The sequence below is a fragment of the Nitrospira sp. genome (genome assembly GCA_029194535.1).
Taxonomy (GTDB): Bacteria; Nitrospirota; Nitrospiria; order Nitrospirales; family Nitrospiraceae; genus Nitrospira_C.
Map to the genome: position 1 here is coordinate 2,289,138 of JARFXR010000001.1, position 15,048 is coordinate 2,304,185.

Here is a 15,048-nt window from a genome sequence, read left to right on the forward strand (position 1 = left end):
TCTCGATGACCTTGTACTTATCAAATCTTTCACTTTACGCCAGGCGGTCCCCCGCCAGGTCCTTGTCCGGGTGTTGGACCACCACCTCCGGGCGGTATAGGAACAGTACCTGGTGCGGTCGGCTTCTGTTCGCATGGGCCTAACCCTGGGCCACCCTCCCCTGTCGGTGCGCAATCAATGACTCCCGGGCGAGGCTGGCGGGGTTGCATTTGGTTGGCGCCGAGTGAAGCAGTGCGGTTACACGGACACACTGCGCCTTCGACACAACGCATGGCAGCACACTGCGAGTCATTCATGCTCATTCGAGGCATGTCACCACCTTGAACGGCACAGGCCATGGCAGCCGGCATCTTGGTCTGCTGCACTGACAAAGGTCCTGGAGTGCCTGGATTAACATCTGGCTCGATCCTGGCGATCGTCGGATCAATGGGTTGAGGTCCTTGCCCAATACCAACCACCCTGTTGCTGCTTTTCTTACAAGCCATGTAGGCCTCAGGCGTGGATTCGCCGGCGCATGGATCCGGAGGGTTGGCTCTGACTCCTCCAGAACCAGGGCTCCTCGGATCCTTACCAGCGAAGCATTGGTACAATGACCGCGCGCGCGCGGCTGCATTTGATCCCGACCCGCAGCCTGTTCCACCCGATCTTCCACCAAAATCCTCCACGGTACGCCGCTTATAGGAACCTGGATCAGTTGGCTTCTTGTTTTGTCTGTCATCGTAATATTTTTCTATTCCTTTTTGTAAGTTTGGAGTATCTTGCAAGTCTCCCTTGCGTTGAACTTCATCAAAAGTGTTCTTAAGCCCAGCCTCTGCATTGGCTCCCTCTTCACTCGCGAGCTGTGAAAGTTCTCGGATGCCTGGCGGTAAACGTTTGAAAGCATCCTTAAATTCTTTGGCCTTCTCAACCGCCGTCTCGACGAATTCCTTCACTTCCGCCCATTTTTTTTGTAGATCCTGAGCCGTTTCACTCGCCTTATTTTTAATACTCTGGATGGTTTGTTTAATTCCTCCCGGTTTCTTTTCCTCATTTCCTGTGGTGTTCGTGCCATCCCCCTCGTTGTCGCTGAGGGCGCATAATTTGTCGCGGATTCCGCTTGAAGAGGGAGCAGGATTGAGCAATTCAGAAGGAGTAGTAAAGGGGCTCACTTTGACGCCAGTGACGGCTCGCTGGAGGCACTGCATTTGCCCGCGCATCCCTGCGTCATTAGCAGCCGCCAAGACACAAGATACTGCGCTCGAAGGTGCGGAAATTCCAGGCAAGCCTCCTTTTCCTGGCTGGCCCCCTTTGCCGCCGCTACCCTGACCATCTTGAGGGCACATGAAGGCGTTCTTAGACATTTGCATCAGCGAACACTTGAAGTCTCCAAAGGTCTCTGGACGCTGCATGGAACCAATCAAGCGATCTATATCATTAAAGGAATTGGTACGTGTTAGCCGATTGCTTTCTTCGTCGAATACCCAAAAACCCAGTTCCTGCCGGGGATATCTTGCCATGATGGGTCCCAGTGGATATGCGTGAAATACCAACGTAGGCATCCACCAACTTCTCTGTGTGTATTGCAATTGATCGAAAGTCAACATCCCAAGGTTCATCACTCCGTGGACCGCGATAATTGTTTGAGATGGAGAAAGTTCCCAAATAGCTTGGGTTGCAAATGAACTGAGGGCATATTCGATACCGCGCACCCCTTCTCGCGACAAACACATCAATTTAGAGTGGAAAACCCCCATAAACCTCAGCGCATCACCATACTCTCTTAACGTCATGGCGGTGATGGTGTCTCGTATGAGAAGATGGAATCCAAGCTCTCCTTTGCAAACTGGATCATGCAACACCGTAGGAGCTGCCTGGATTCTGTAATGACTAAGTGTTGCTTGCCATGTACGATCCCAGAGTTGTTGCCATGTCAACGGTGGTGGCGGTGGAACGATGTGCATTTGTGGAGGAATTGCCCAGGGAATCACCATCTGCATCGGTCCGGATGGTCGTTGTTGCAGCGGAACTCCGCCACGAGTTTCGATTTCACCTTCAGTCGCAGAGGGAGCACTGGGTTGCTCGGCCGTCTGGATTTCCTCCTGACCGGTCTGTTGCGATGCTTGTTCTGTGGAAATGCCATCATTGGCGAAGATTGACGATTTCATGGCCACTGTCGTCAGAAGTACAACAATCACGGCCACAACCCAAGTACACTTCTTGTGCTTCATGATCGGCATCGTCCGATATCGCATTGGGCTTCCTCCGTGAATACGCAGAATTCCGAATGTGGGGCTGACCTGTCAGGTCACGCCTGAATTGCTATGCTGTTTTCGTTGATTGTCTGGCCATAATGAGTCCACACCAACGTGGTTAATCGTGGCTCCGGACTAGAGCCGTCGAGAAACGCACACCTGCACTGAAAACTTTACGTCCGCGGACCCATTGTAGGGATTGTTGTCATTGGTCCCGAGCCAAATCTCACCAGTGCCTGGTGTCCCTTGCTTCGTTTGAGGATCGATATATCCAGCAATCCGCTCCTGCTGGAGACCGACATAGAACCAGGAGCTGACGGAAATTCCTGGACGTTCTGTATATGTTTGCTTTGTTCTGTCAATTCCCATGTTGTTCTCTCCGCCAAACTTGGCGATGAGCGCGAAAGGCGATCGGTCGGTTAGGGGATAATTTATGCCCCCGTCGCCGGGTGCATCCCATTTGTACCAACCTGTCGGATCGTAGCCGAAATCACCAGCTACACCTGAGTAGTTTCTTCCCGAGGCTGTGATAAGGACGGTGTCTCCCCAGTTTGCCATCATGTGCGTGTTGACTGGCCCTCCTCCAGGCCCATCCCAGACAGGGAACGTTCTGCAGATAGGAATTGCCTTGGCTTCGATGACCTCTGGGCTGAGATCGGTCACCATTTGCGCAATCACCGCGGCACCAGCACCTTGTCCCACCACTGAACCCACATAATTCATCGTGAACGCGATGGGTGCGCCTGGGTTTGCAAGGCTGAACCTTCCTCCGCTCGTCACGAGATTGCGCAAGGCGTTGAAGGCCTGATCCGGCGTTTGGGCTTGGATGGTTTGACGAATAGCTTCGCCTGTATTACCAATCGACAAAACGGTCATGGACATCTGGGATAGCGTCTCTTTATATCTCGCTTCTGCATTGCCGGAAAATCCGGCATAAGCACCTTCCACAGCAGCCTTCATGTCTCGTTCGCTGAGCCTCGACGTGAATGTGACCAACAAGACACGACCATACGTGACTTGACTGATGTAGACAGGAGGGTTCTGGGGCGACGTGTACCCTTTCACGTCTGTCAACGTGACGGTAGGTCCGAAGAATGGCGAGACGCTTGTGGGATCTCTTTCAAACACCACGTCATAAAACTTCTGAGTGAACTTCGCGACCAGCGTGTGCTCGTTCAAGCTTTGATTGAAGCTCGCCTTGAATGAGGCATTGAACGCAACTCCCTGATAGGCCACTCCCAACTTCACCATCGCTTCTTCCATGGTGCCGGCAAATTGGGTCTCGAGGAAAATATCCGATGCGGCATCTGTGGGAGCGATGGCGCGAAGGATGGAGTCGCGCGCCTGATCGACATCGCTCCCGCTGATTCGTGGCAGGTCCCTCCACCTCGGTGCGGCCGTTCCCCCGATGAAATTCCCCTTCAGGGCGATCCTGCCAGGGGATCGTGCAAGATCAATGAGAGCAAAATTGTTCCCGGCAATTGAGGCGCCTTGCACCAGCGCTCCGGGCCACATCACGGTCGAAGGGCTTTTCAGAAGCGCCAGTTCGGATCTTTGATTCACATAGGTTCCGCCAACTCGCCATGTTCCCTGAACACCCTCCCTGGGTATCGGCGATAGCGTAGAGGGCCTGCTCTGGACCAACGCCAGACGAGGGAGCACATCGACATACGCCTTAATGGCTTGTGCCTGCGTCATTGCTCCAGTCGTCCCTGGTACTGTCGCCAGCGGTTGAAGCACCAGTGGCTGAGCCGGTGATGCTTGCGCCATTCCTCCACCCGATGCCGTCATATTTAGATTGAGGCTGATGACATAGGCGATCACTGTCCCTGGGCTTGAAACGAGGTGATCCTTAGACCGTGCCATCCAACCAATTGGAGTCGTATTTCCTGGGCCAAGAAGCGGTGCAGATTGTGTCAGAAGTTGTCCACCCCCGGTTGGAGAGACGATGGTTTGAGCACCGCCGCCCGTGACCGTGTAGCCTGGCCGCGACGGGCGGACCTGCACTGTTGGACTTGGCCCTGCGGCGCTTGTGGCTTGATCGATCTGAATCTGTGGAAGCGGAGAGGAACCTCGCGGTCGAATCGCCATCACATAGGCCGTAACTGAAGCAGGGTTGGGAAAGGAGTGGTCCTTGGCGCGGCATTCCCAGGTTGTATTCGATGAGGGGAATGAGGCTGTAAGCAGATTTCCGGGCGATGTTGGAGCGGTTTTCCAATTCACCCGGCATCCCCCACTTGCCATCACGTATCCCATCGGCGTCGTCACCGAGACGATCGGGTGCGCGCTCACTGAGCTGGTCGCTTCACGAATCGTGACTTCCCACATGTTTGCGGTATCCAGGAGGAGAATGGCATAGGCCGTCAGCGCTGAGGGGTCCGCCATGCCGTGATCTTTGGCAGTCGCCTCCCAACCGGTCATCCCAGTTGGCGCACTGGAGGTCAGCAAGCTGCCTGCCCCCTTCCAATCGGCGAACGCCCCGCCCCCCACCAGCTTGTCTGACCTCGGTACTGTGACGGTCGCTTTTGAGTGACCTGCTGGAGGCACGCTGCCCATCACTACGGTCGTTGTTGCTCCAACGCCACGTGTTCCGACTTCCCCTTCCACGGAATCCGCGGTTGGTGCCTCTGCCACCTGTTCAGCCTGTTGTGAGAACTGCCGAACTGTTCCTTGTTCATCGGCTCCACCTGATTCCTGGGCAGCCGTTGAGTCTATGGTGAATAATCCGAGGAGAAGAGCTAGCCCGACAATTTGCTTCAGGTCCATCGCGACCTCCACATGTTTCTGACGTCCTTGTGCCATGACGTGGCTCACGGCACCTTGTCCACCCGCAGATACATCGTATAGTTGCCTTCCAGCCCAGCTCCGTAGTCGACAAACTGGACAGGGATGACGACCGGCGGTACTCCACCAATGACCGAGGGTGATGCGAAGAGCGCTTCTAGCTTCGCGCGGGTCAAGACGATAAATTGATCGGGCACCGTGAACCTCCCGTTACCTTGTGCGGCCATTCCAATTGGATGATCGTGGCCCGATATGTTATCGATCAACATGGGGCGCCCCTGCCCTCCAAGTAATGGGGTTCCTACGGGAAGATAGGGGATGTACTGGCCATACTCTGTGTACAAAGGATTACTGGTGGCTTTCTTCACGACTGCTTGCCCCACATATTTGTTTCCCATCTCGACGCTCCAGTGGTTATACACGCCGGTGAGACCATCCCACTCCCAAAGTGTGGGGTGGATGACGAGCGCATCGGTATCATTCAGTGTTCCTTCCCAAACATGGAGAGGAAATGTGGTGGTCGAGGGTGGACGAGCTGACGGGAGAGCAGGATCGCGATTCAGGGGAATCGTATCACTCGTGCGTAGGCCGCCAAGTTCACTGGCAGTCCCAGCCAGCACCCGATGATCCTGAAAGCCATTGATATCGCCGTGAACCTTGCTTCTCACAAATCCGTGGTCGAGTAGTTGGGAGGTGGTCGTGACAAAATCAGTGCCTAGGGACGGGACACTCTGACGCCGGACGAATGCAGCCACATAAACTTCATCCCGCTTTCCATCGAACTGGAACATGTCATCCTTCGTCTCGTGAATGACGCGAAGGCCGTTGATGACGACTCGGTATTTTCCGCTTAGCATCGGTACAACTGGAGGTGATGTCGCTTGCTGTCCCGGGGCAGGTCCTTTTGGTTGCAGTATCATGGGAGTGGCACTGGGAGAAGCCGGCGACAAGACCATGCCGGATGGCGACGTCAGTGTTGGTGCTGATGAGGGGGTGCTTCCTGTCACCTTTGGAGCAGTTGTAGAGTGCTGAGGTAAATTGCCTTGCGCAATTGTGATCCTCACCGTGTTGTTCACCTGATTATTGTCCGGAACAGCGCTGGTGACTTGGGCTGTGCTGCTGCGGGACACATTCCCAGGATTGCTCAAGGCGACGGTCGCGCCAGCTGTCGTACCAACTCCTAGGTCGACGACAGTGCAGCTGATAATTGGCAGTCCTGGTGCTACGTCTCTCGAAGCACACTCCGCACCATGTGGATCAATCCTGATGATGCTTGTTCCTGGCTTGCCATCCGTGAATGCGTATGCCAACACAATATTGTAAGCTAAGTCTTTTCCCTTGTTAGTGACGCTCAGTTCGTAAATTTGAAGCTGACCGACTGGGTCGATTTGACCCAATAGGCCTACCACCAGATCGGCAGAGGGGTAGAGCGCCATATCCCCTGGCGCTATGTTGGTAACCCAGTTGTTGGCGAGAACGGGATCCGGAATGGCACTCATCACCTGAACAAAAAGCGGCGGATCAGGCCTTGCGTTGGTTCCGAAAGTGCTGGTTTTGAAGGTGATGAAAAAGGTCTGGTTCACACTAAGGCTTGAGGCTTTACAGAACTTATGATCTGCAGTGCTGTGTTGTATACCTCCGCACTGTACAGACACAGTAGAATTTGGAATCCGTGATGAGATATCGGCAGAACGGTTGGTATCAAACATGCTGAGCTCGACAACGACATCATAGGCGGTATCTCTCCCGGCATTCTTAACCTCTACTTCATAAGTCCAGAACTTGGAGGGTTGACCATATCCTCCTCCGGCGACAGACAGGCTCCAGGTGACGCTCAAATCGGCAGACATACTCATCTTCGACAGCGTAAGCGGTAGGAGGCCTCCGCGGCTTTCGATCTCTTCGCCGGATTCAGCGCTTTGAGACGAGGCAGCTGTGACTAATGCGGCAAGCGCGGCATTGAGTTTCTCGCGTGAAATCCCTTCCTCTTTGACATTGCGAGGACGAATCTCGCCAGTCCAAGTCCGAGCGTCATAACCCTTTCCACCTGGTAAGGCGAGCACGAGGTGGGATACGTCAGGCTCGTCGGGAATGAAAAGCGCAGTTGGTCGATCAATTTTGATATCGAAGGAAATCGGAACGGCCTTCAACAAGAGTGGCTCACTCTGGCCATCTGCAAGTAAGCGCAATTGATTGCCATCGGTTGTTTCGAGGCGATATGTTCCTGCGGAGACAGCGACCAAGCTTCCATCCGGTGAAGAGAACCTCGCTCCATTTTGCAACGACACGGATGCTCCTGGAGTTTCTGCCTGAACCGACTGTTCCATCGCAGTGAGACATCCCATCACCAGAAAGATCCACACCCACCGGCTACACATGCGTCCCCTCCCCCTTAACGACTACTGTGCTTGTCATAAACCAGGCTACGGTTCGACAATCATCGACCACGTGACATTGGCGGTATTGGGCTCTCGTACAAGTCCCACACGATCTCCTTTGTTGACGATCAGGGGCTGTGGAATATCGACATGACAGAAGGGTCTCTTGGGGTACCCTCCACCGGGAAATACGGAAAAGCTTCGACCCTGGCTATCGCAATTGAGGACTGGGTTACCGTTAACCAGGACTGTTACGATGATGCGCTCTACCTGTTGTCCTTGTCCTGGGCTGGTCAGCATCGTGGTTCCGATCGCTCGCAGACTGACGATTCTTCCAGAAGATCCCATCGGTATTTCGACCGGCTCCAGCACAGCCGAAGTCCCGGTGCCCGGCCCCATAAAACAGGCGGCTGACTGCGACGCGCAGGTCGCTGACTGTCCAGTGAGGATCGTCTTTGCGCCCACAGCCATTCCAGGTGGTCCCTGAGGACCAGCGACACCTGGTGGTCCCTGCAGACCGGGAGGTCCTGAAGGGCCGAGCAAACCTTGAGGGCCTGGAGGACCAGGTGGACCATTCGCCGGACCAGGTGGACCAGGAGGCCCCGGAGGGCCAGGCGGTCCACCTGGTGGACCTGGCACCCCCTGTGGCCCTTTGGGTCCTGGAGGGCCAGGTGGGCCGCCGGGAGGTCCTGGTGGACCGACCATATTCCATGCGACGGGAATTTCGTTGTCTCTGCAGCGGCTTCGTGGCTCGGTGAGAATTCTCACGATGCCGCTGGCTCGATCGATACAGGCGTTGATCACTTGCTGAGTTGTCTGCACGCCTTGATTGGAAGGCGGCGGCTCGTTTTGCGAGGAAGCTACGCTCTGTTTGGAAAAGGTTCTCCCCTGAGCCTGTTGTCCGAGAGCACCTGTCATTCGCTCGAGTTTCAACGGAATTGGCTCAGCCGCCCGACTTCGAACCCCGCTGCGCGAACCCACGGCGTCTAGCCACGTGCCGTTCGGCAAAACCAAGACGATGTGGTGCGAGTTTTCCGTTCCCACCACCGAAAGGGCAACAGGTCCTAGGACTTCTTGTTCGTGTCGTTGCGAGATCGCTTGTACGACTATCGGCGGATGATCGTCAGCGGGAATGAGACGAAGGTGTTGCTCATCGTCCTGTTCGATGCGATAAAGACCGGGCTCGACCTTGGCATCGCTCCCGTCAGAAGCGATGAAGTAAATGGAGGTCTCAAGTGACACCTTGGAATACTCGCCACTCGAAAGAACTGCTCCGGCTGATACAGGAATGAACAGCAGGAACGTCAACGAGGCGAGGCGAGTTCGAAGGATCATCAGCTACTCCGGAGAACACGGAACATTTCTAGCGGGAGACAGCACTCTTTCTGTACCTAGGTCGTCGAGTGCCTCAGCAAGGTTCATCTCATTTCAAGAAAAGGTGCGGAGATCTGTCATCCCCCAGCAGCTGTCATGCTTCACGAATGCTGGAGGGGAACTGAAGAACGTGAAGGAATCTGCACGGCGCTAGTGCAAACTACATGCAACGCTAGAGAGGTCGAAGGCGTAACACGGACACCAATGAAACTGCCATTTGACCAGCTGGTTTTTGAGGAATAATCGTATTATCGCGATAGAGAGGTGGCTCAAATATGATTCAGCATGGATCCTTTCAGAGGCACCCATGAATCACTATCACACCGAAAAGCTATTCCCGGGAACAGAAGCAACCGCACTCTCTTCCTTCTCAAGTCCTGCGTCATCCGGCGGGATATCCCATACGGATCGCTCGCTCTTCACCTAGGCACATGGTTTTCACCTGATATCCCAAATCGCGCGGAGTAGTCCGAACACCGACATGCCTGTCAATGATGCGAGGGCCAGTATGAAGATCCACATGGGACTCCTCCTTGGTTAGGGATGATTCTCTGTACAGTGAGTCAGGAGGAGCTTGTGTAAGGTTCATGCGATGGTCGGAACAATAAATCTGCTCATGCTTGAACCTTTTGACCGACCACGGCGACGGAGTACACGTTAAATAGAGGCGGACGGATAGACGACACCTCCTTGTAGAAGAAGTTCTTGTTCTTCTCAAAAAAGGCTGCGACATAGCACCTCCTGTTCGGGCTGATCTCTAGCCTGCATTCGAGATTTCGTCGACTCTCGATCGGTTTCCGCTCTTTAACGGCACGATTCTGACGGGAAGCCCGAATCTCTTCGGGAACTGAAGGATGGAAGGAGTTCAGGCGGTGTCAACGAAGTTGGTAGCGGCAACCTACTCGAATCTCAGGGCATCGAGGGAAGGTTCCGCGGCCTTCACATCGTCACACCCTAGCCCACATTATTCACGACGGTTCGTCACGAAACCGCCAAGACGCCACGCGAGACGGGTGCGCGGAGCGCCGAGAGGCCGAAGCGTACTCACAGCAGTACGTTGAGGTCGCGAGGGGCGAGCCCGCCCCACGGCATGCCGCGAAGACGCATGCCGGCCTGTCGCAGCGGCGTATCGGCGGTTGCAGTGGAAGCGCTCGTGAATAATGTGGGCTAGTCGATCTGTACTCCTGATGGCTTATTATGAGAAACAGATCGGCTGCCTCGGCATGTACTTCACCACGCAGCCGGCGCCGCAGAGCGCGAGTCACGAACTATTCCCTATGATTCTGCTTTCGGAGCAGCGCCTGCAACTCCTCGTAGACGGTCCGGCGCGCTCCCACAAAGACAATCTCAAGCGCTCCCGCGTCATCATTGACTCGATAGATGCTGCGATAGTTTCGCACTCGAAACGATCGAAATCCGTCGAGGTCAAAGTGGAGCGGATGTCCCGCTAGCGGTGATTCCAGCAACCCGCGAATGCCCTGACGGATAGCTGTCTTGATCTGAGGATGGAGCTTTCGAATGCGCGAGGCGACATCGGGGGTATAGCGGGCATGATACCGTCTCACGACTTGTCTCGACCGAACAGGGCGTCATGCGAGATCCACTTGCCGGCATCGGCTTGTTTCAAGGAGCGCTTCAACGACCGCAGCGATCTGGCATCGCTGAGGATTTCGATGGTCTCCGTGAGTCCCTCGAACTGATCCATGCTGAGCAGCACGGCTGTGGGCACACCATCTCGCGTAATGGCCACCACCTGATCCCGCTGTTTGATATTCCTGATGAGATCGAGCAGCTTGTTTTTTGCCTCCGTGACCGACATAAACTGATCGACCTGCGCCATACGACCTCCTCACATAGCTGATGGTGGCTCAGTGTCCTCTTGCGTCATGCCCGAGAAGGCGGGCATCCACTCCTCGATCAAGGCTCAATGCAGAGGAGAAGGCCCCGACTAGATTCCCGCTTCCGCGGGAATGACAAAATTCAGTACTTCTAATGGCAACTGATCCACTGCTACATAGCTGGTTAAGTGGCCGTTCTATCGGCTATCGTGAGAAGGCGCAATGTGTGGGCTGACGGCCGGAGGCTACTGACGAATCGTGACCGGCGGTGATGTTGAGCAAGGAGTCTGTCCGAGTAATGCCATTCTACTGCGGCAAACGATCTGCAGGTATCTGCATCGTTCTCGGCCCGAAAAAATCCTCAACGTATTCCAGCGAATACGCTTCCGGTTTTTCCGAGCCTTGCGCCGCTCATCTGCCTGCACCTCCTTCGCCTCGCCACGAAGGCTTACTCGGACAGACTCCTAGCGCGGCAGGTACGTGGCGAGGTAGTCCCCTGCTCGAAGTTCCCCCTGCAAGATCTCGACTTGCGCCGGGCTCATCGGGTTGATGCCGGCTTTCGACAAGAGTTCCGCGCGGATGAATTGGTAGATTTGCTGTTCGAATTGCATGCGTGTCGGCGGCTGGAGCAAGACTTCCCTTATGCCGTTCTCAAGGGCCGGTTGGATCTGTTTGAAATACTCCGCTCCGATCTTGCAGATATTCACGGGAAAGATCATGTCGAAGAAATGCGTGCACTTGTCCGCTTCCTTGACGGCGCCGATCACGGCAATGCGCACGGAATGATAGGTGGGCAGACGCCGCTGGTCGATCGTCGGGGTGAGAAAGACGTCGACCACGACTTTTTCCGCGACGAGATCGCCGAGGGCCGTGTCCCCTTCGCCGGAATAGTCTTTGTAATAAGTTTTCAACTGGATGACCGGAAACAGAAATTGGTACCGGATCTCCGGACCCTCCAATGTCACCATGGGGGGATTGGAGACTCCGGTGACGTGCACAAACACCTTCTGGCCGTTGCCCGCTTCATGCGTGTATTTCTCCAAGGTAATCCGTCCAGTCAGTCCTCGACCCAAGGCGAAATTCGTGTCGAATGGGCTCCGCATGTTGGTGAGCTGGATGAACGACTTGGTCGGATCACCGAGAATCACTGTGAGGGGAATGCTCCTTGTCGTGGCGCCCGGCTGCGGAGGCATGGCCGCCTGGCCCGGCATCTGAGCGGGAGGGCGCGGCGTCGGTACCGGAGCGGAGGGCTGCGGTTGACGAGGTGGAAACACCTGAGCCGAGGACTCTGCGAAGGCCAGGAAGACATTCAGACAGAGCCCCGCAATGGCTAGAACCGCACCGCGCTTCATTCGTCTGGACGACGTCGTCATGCTGCTACTCGTGATTGAACCATCGGGTGACTGTCACATCCTGGATAGGCGGATTCGCCGCGTAGGAGAGCGGTGTGACCTGGACCTTGGCGCCGGTGTCGTCCTGGACTTTCACGATGCCGCGGGTCTGTACGGAGCCGACGCCGCGGGGAATGACCGGTGGTTCCTCGACCTTCGCCACAATGGGAGTCGACGGCCGAACCTCGGCGGCCAGTTCCGCCATGCTTTCCTCCAGATCGGCTCGGCGGTTCCGCGACGCGACGACGAAGAACGTTTCAATCCCCTTCACCTGGTCCAAGGTGTACCAGTAGTTCGACTCGGGGAAGCTATACTCCTGGTCCTGCTTGACCGGGTTGGCTGTCGCGGCGCCCTTGGCCGGGAAGACCGTTTCGGCCCAGCCCGATCCGTCGATCGAGATGATATAGAGATAGCAATCGCAGTTGGTGCGCGCAACGATCTTGAAGCGGTCGCCTGCTTCCTTATTGGCCCCGCCGTCCTTGAGCGTTTCCCCGTCGTTCATCAAGACGACTTCTTTTCCGGCGGCCGTCTGTTTCTGCCTGACCAGCGCCACATCAACGGCGACCGCCTCGCCGTCCACTGAGCGAGGATAGATTCCGGCCGCTCCGTACGGCTGCCCTCCATAGGATTGGCCGGACATCCCGTAGTTGGCGTACCCCTGCTGCTGCGTTCCATAGGTTGAGGCGGCCCCATACCCCTGCGGAACCTGACCGTAGCCTGGCTGAACTTGGCCGTAACCTTGCTGGACCTGGCCATAGCTTTGCTGAGCTTGGCCATAGCCTTGCTGAGCTTGGCCATAGCCTGGCATCGTTCCACCTGCTCCGTACGGATTGTTCGGATCGTAGCCCGGCTGCATCTGTGAGGGAGACGCTCCGTATGGATTCGTCGTCCCGTAGGGGTTCGTGGGTTGTCCGTAGGGATTCGGGGAACCATAGGGATTTTGTGCGCCGTAGGGATTCGAATTTCCGTACGGATTCGGCGTGCCGTACGGATTCGCTCCCGTCGTCCCGTATGGATTCATCTGCTGGCCGGAGGAAGCAGCATATGGATTGCTCGGATCGAACGGATTCATTCCCGGTTGGCCTGGAAGGCCTTGCGCACTTCCATAGGGATTGACCGGTGATCCGGGATATGCTGCGGCACCGGTGGAGGCCATGCCCGCCATATTGGGATCATAGCCACCCATTTGTCCCGGATAGGCTGCCTGCCCTGGGTATTGCGTCGGCGGCATTCCCGGTTGTCCTTGAAAACCTGGCTGCATTCCGACACCCGGCTGCCCCAGTTGGCCCGGTTGACCGGGCATTCCCGGTCCTCCCATCGCCATTGGAGGGAGCCCCTGCATATAGGGGCCGGAGAGTCGATTCACCAGATTACTCAGGTTATCGCGATGTTTGGATCCGTAATTCTGCAGGCCGGTCTGGAAGAGATTCTTGGCGAATTCGAAGGCAATGGGAACCAGAAACGGGGCGGCGGCGCAAGAACTGAGAACAAGCGGCCCGAGCAGAGCAAGTCCGACTCCCCGACCCGCTCTCGCCTCTCGCATGCCCTGCCAGTAGAGTTTCACCACGTCTGATTTCCCCTATGCTGTTCCGTACGTCGCGACGATACAGCAAAAGGTTCAGCGCATTGTAGACCGCCCCGGAAGGCTGGTCAATCAAAGGCTGTCCTATTGAGGGGCCAAGGCAAATATGCTACAGCAAAGACCTCCCGAGCCGGTACAGACGGCAGACTGAACTTAGGTGGCCATGGACACGACTCACGACCGTGAGGATTCGGAAAGTGACCTCCTTGGTGCCGTGGCAGCCGGCGAACAAGCCGCCTTTGAACGTCTCTACCATCTGTATGAGAAGCGCCTGTATCAGTACGTGCACAGCCTCGTCAACGACCAGACGGTCGCCGAGGACGTGGTCGGGGAAACCATGATCGCCATCTGGCGGGGTGCCGGAACCTTTTCCGGTACGTCACGCCTATCCACCTGGATTTTCGGCATCGCGCGCCATAAGTCGCTGGACGCCCTGCGACGTACGGGACGCTGGCAGCGCGAAGTCGATCTCGACGAGGTCGCCGAGATCCCGAACACCTGCGAGAGCCCGCTGGAGGGGATCCACCGAAAACAAGTCGAGTCCTTGACGAAGCGGGCGCTGGCCACCCTGTCGCGTGAGCATCAGGAAGTCTTGCGCCTCGTCTTCTACGAGGAACTGCCCTACGACGAGATCGCGACGATGTTGGGCATCCCGTCCAACACCGTCAAGACCCGAGTCTTCTACGCCAAGCAGCATCTCAAACGAGCGCTGGATCGGCTGAACCAGAAGGCACCCATCGTATGAACGGGCGTACGAACGAGCCAGAGCGCATACCGGCCGGGGTCCATCCGGAAGCGACCCTGCTCCCCTGGTACGCCAACGAGACGTTGGGAGAAGAAGACCGCCGTCTGGTCGCCCGACATTTAGAATCCTGCTTCGATTGCCGGAGAGAACTGAGCGAATGGACGGACCTGCGGCGAAATATTCACGAGGCGTATGCGTCCCAGCCGGAACCGAGTCCGTCCCTGGCCAAGACCGTGCTGACCAAAGTGGCGTTGGACACAGGCCACTCCGCCCGCGAGGCCGGTCGCGGCGGGAGCGGCCTCGCGTCCCTCGATCGCTGGTTCCGCTCGCTCTTCGACGTTCCGTGGGTTCCTTCCCTGGCGACGGCGCTGCTTGCCGTGCAGTTTGGCTTGCTGCTCTGGGTGACGATGCCGCCGGAACGCGAGCCGGTGAGCACCAGATCGATCGACAGCCCCGCCGCGCGGTTTACCGTTCGGTTCCACGACCACGCGACCGAGGCGCAAATCCGCGAGGCAGTCGAACGAGTCCACGGGCGCATCGTCGACGGTCCCACAACCGGAGGCTCGTATCTGCTCGAGGTCAAGGCGGTGGATCCTGCAATGTCCCGTCGGATCCTGGACATGTTGCGGGCGCAAGATCGCGTCGTCTCGCGCGCCGAGGCCGTGGTTCCGTGAACCCTTCACGCATGGCGACGACGAATGACCAGAGGGGTCGCGACATGGCGC

At 56.5% G+C, this 15,048-nt stretch carries 10 protein-coding genes; 3 read left to right on the forward strand and 7 right to left on the reverse strand.

Annotated elements, in window-relative coordinates; all coding sequences use genetic code 11:
* Nucleotides 1-29: 29 nt before the first annotated feature.
* The 3 genes from P0111_10575 to P0111_10585 form a co-directional block, all read right to left on the reverse strand.
* Entirely contained in the window at nucleotides 30-2,207 is a 2,178-nt protein-coding gene (locus tag P0111_10575) for a hypothetical protein (protein MDF0644467.1), read from the reverse strand.
* A gap of 159 nt (nucleotides 2,208-2,366) precedes the next feature.
* Nucleotides 2,367-5,033: a thiol-activated cytolysin family protein gene (locus P0111_10580; protein MDF0644468.1), complete on the reverse strand. Its 2,667-nt coding sequence runs from the start codon at nucleotides 5,031-5,033 to the stop codon at nucleotides 2,367-2,369.
* Nucleotides 5,034-5,041: 8 nt separating this feature from the next.
* On the reverse strand, nucleotides 5,042-7,393 hold the full coding sequence (locus tag P0111_10585) for a hypothetical protein (GenBank protein MDF0644469.1): 2,352 nt from the start codon (nucleotides 7,391-7,393) through the stop codon (nucleotides 5,042-5,044).
* Between the two features lie 1,080 nt (nucleotides 7,394-8,473).
* On the opposite strand from P0111_10585, the gene P0111_10590 reads away from it, so the two are divergent.
* Nucleotides 8,474-8,632 carry a hypothetical protein gene (locus P0111_10590; protein ID MDF0644470.1) on the forward strand — a complete coding sequence of 53 codons (159 nt, stop codon included), beginning with the start codon at nucleotides 8,474-8,476 and terminating at the stop codon, nucleotides 8,630-8,632.
* Nucleotides 8,633-10,035: 1,403 nt separating this feature from the next.
* Here the strand turns inward: P0111_10590 and P0111_10595 are convergent.
* From P0111_10595 to P0111_10610, 4 genes are all read right to left on the reverse strand, one after another.
* The gene (locus tag P0111_10595) at nucleotides 10,036-10,332 is read right to left on the reverse strand and encodes a type II toxin-antitoxin system RelE/ParE family toxin (GenBank protein MDF0644471.1); all 297 of its coding nucleotides are present in this window, start codon (nucleotides 10,330-10,332) and stop codon (nucleotides 10,036-10,038) included.
* Nucleotides 10,329-10,607 (reverse strand): type II toxin-antitoxin system Phd/YefM family antitoxin, encoded by a 279-nt coding sequence (locus P0111_10600; protein ID MDF0644472.1) that lies wholly within the window; start codon nucleotides 10,605-10,607, stop codon nucleotides 10,329-10,331. Before P0111_10600 ends, P0111_10595 begins: the two co-directional genes overlap by 4 nt.
* 462 nt (nucleotides 10,608-11,069) lie before the next feature.
* Complete coding sequence (locus P0111_10605) at nucleotides 11,070-11,978, reverse strand: hypothetical protein (GenBank protein MDF0644473.1); 909 nt, start codon at nucleotides 11,976-11,978, stop codon at nucleotides 11,070-11,072.
* Between the two features lie 4 nt (nucleotides 11,979-11,982).
* Complete coding sequence (locus tag P0111_10610; protein MDF0644474.1) at nucleotides 11,983-13,563, reverse strand: DUF4384 domain-containing protein; 1,581 nt, start codon at nucleotides 13,561-13,563, stop codon at nucleotides 11,983-11,985.
* 178 nt (nucleotides 13,564-13,741) lie between these two features.
* On the opposite strand from P0111_10610, the gene P0111_10615 reads away from it, so the two are divergent.
* Both P0111_10615 and P0111_10620 read left to right on the forward strand, forming a co-directional pair.
* A complete protein-coding gene (locus P0111_10615; protein MDF0644475.1) occupies nucleotides 13,742-14,323 on the forward strand; it encodes a sigma-70 family RNA polymerase sigma factor in 582 nt (193 codons plus the stop codon).
* Entirely contained in the window at nucleotides 14,320-14,997 is a 678-nt protein-coding gene (locus P0111_10620; GenBank protein ID MDF0644476.1) for a zf-HC2 domain-containing protein, read from the forward strand. Before P0111_10615 ends, P0111_10620 begins: the two co-directional genes overlap by 4 nt.
* Nucleotides 14,998-15,048 lie beyond the last annotated feature (51 nt).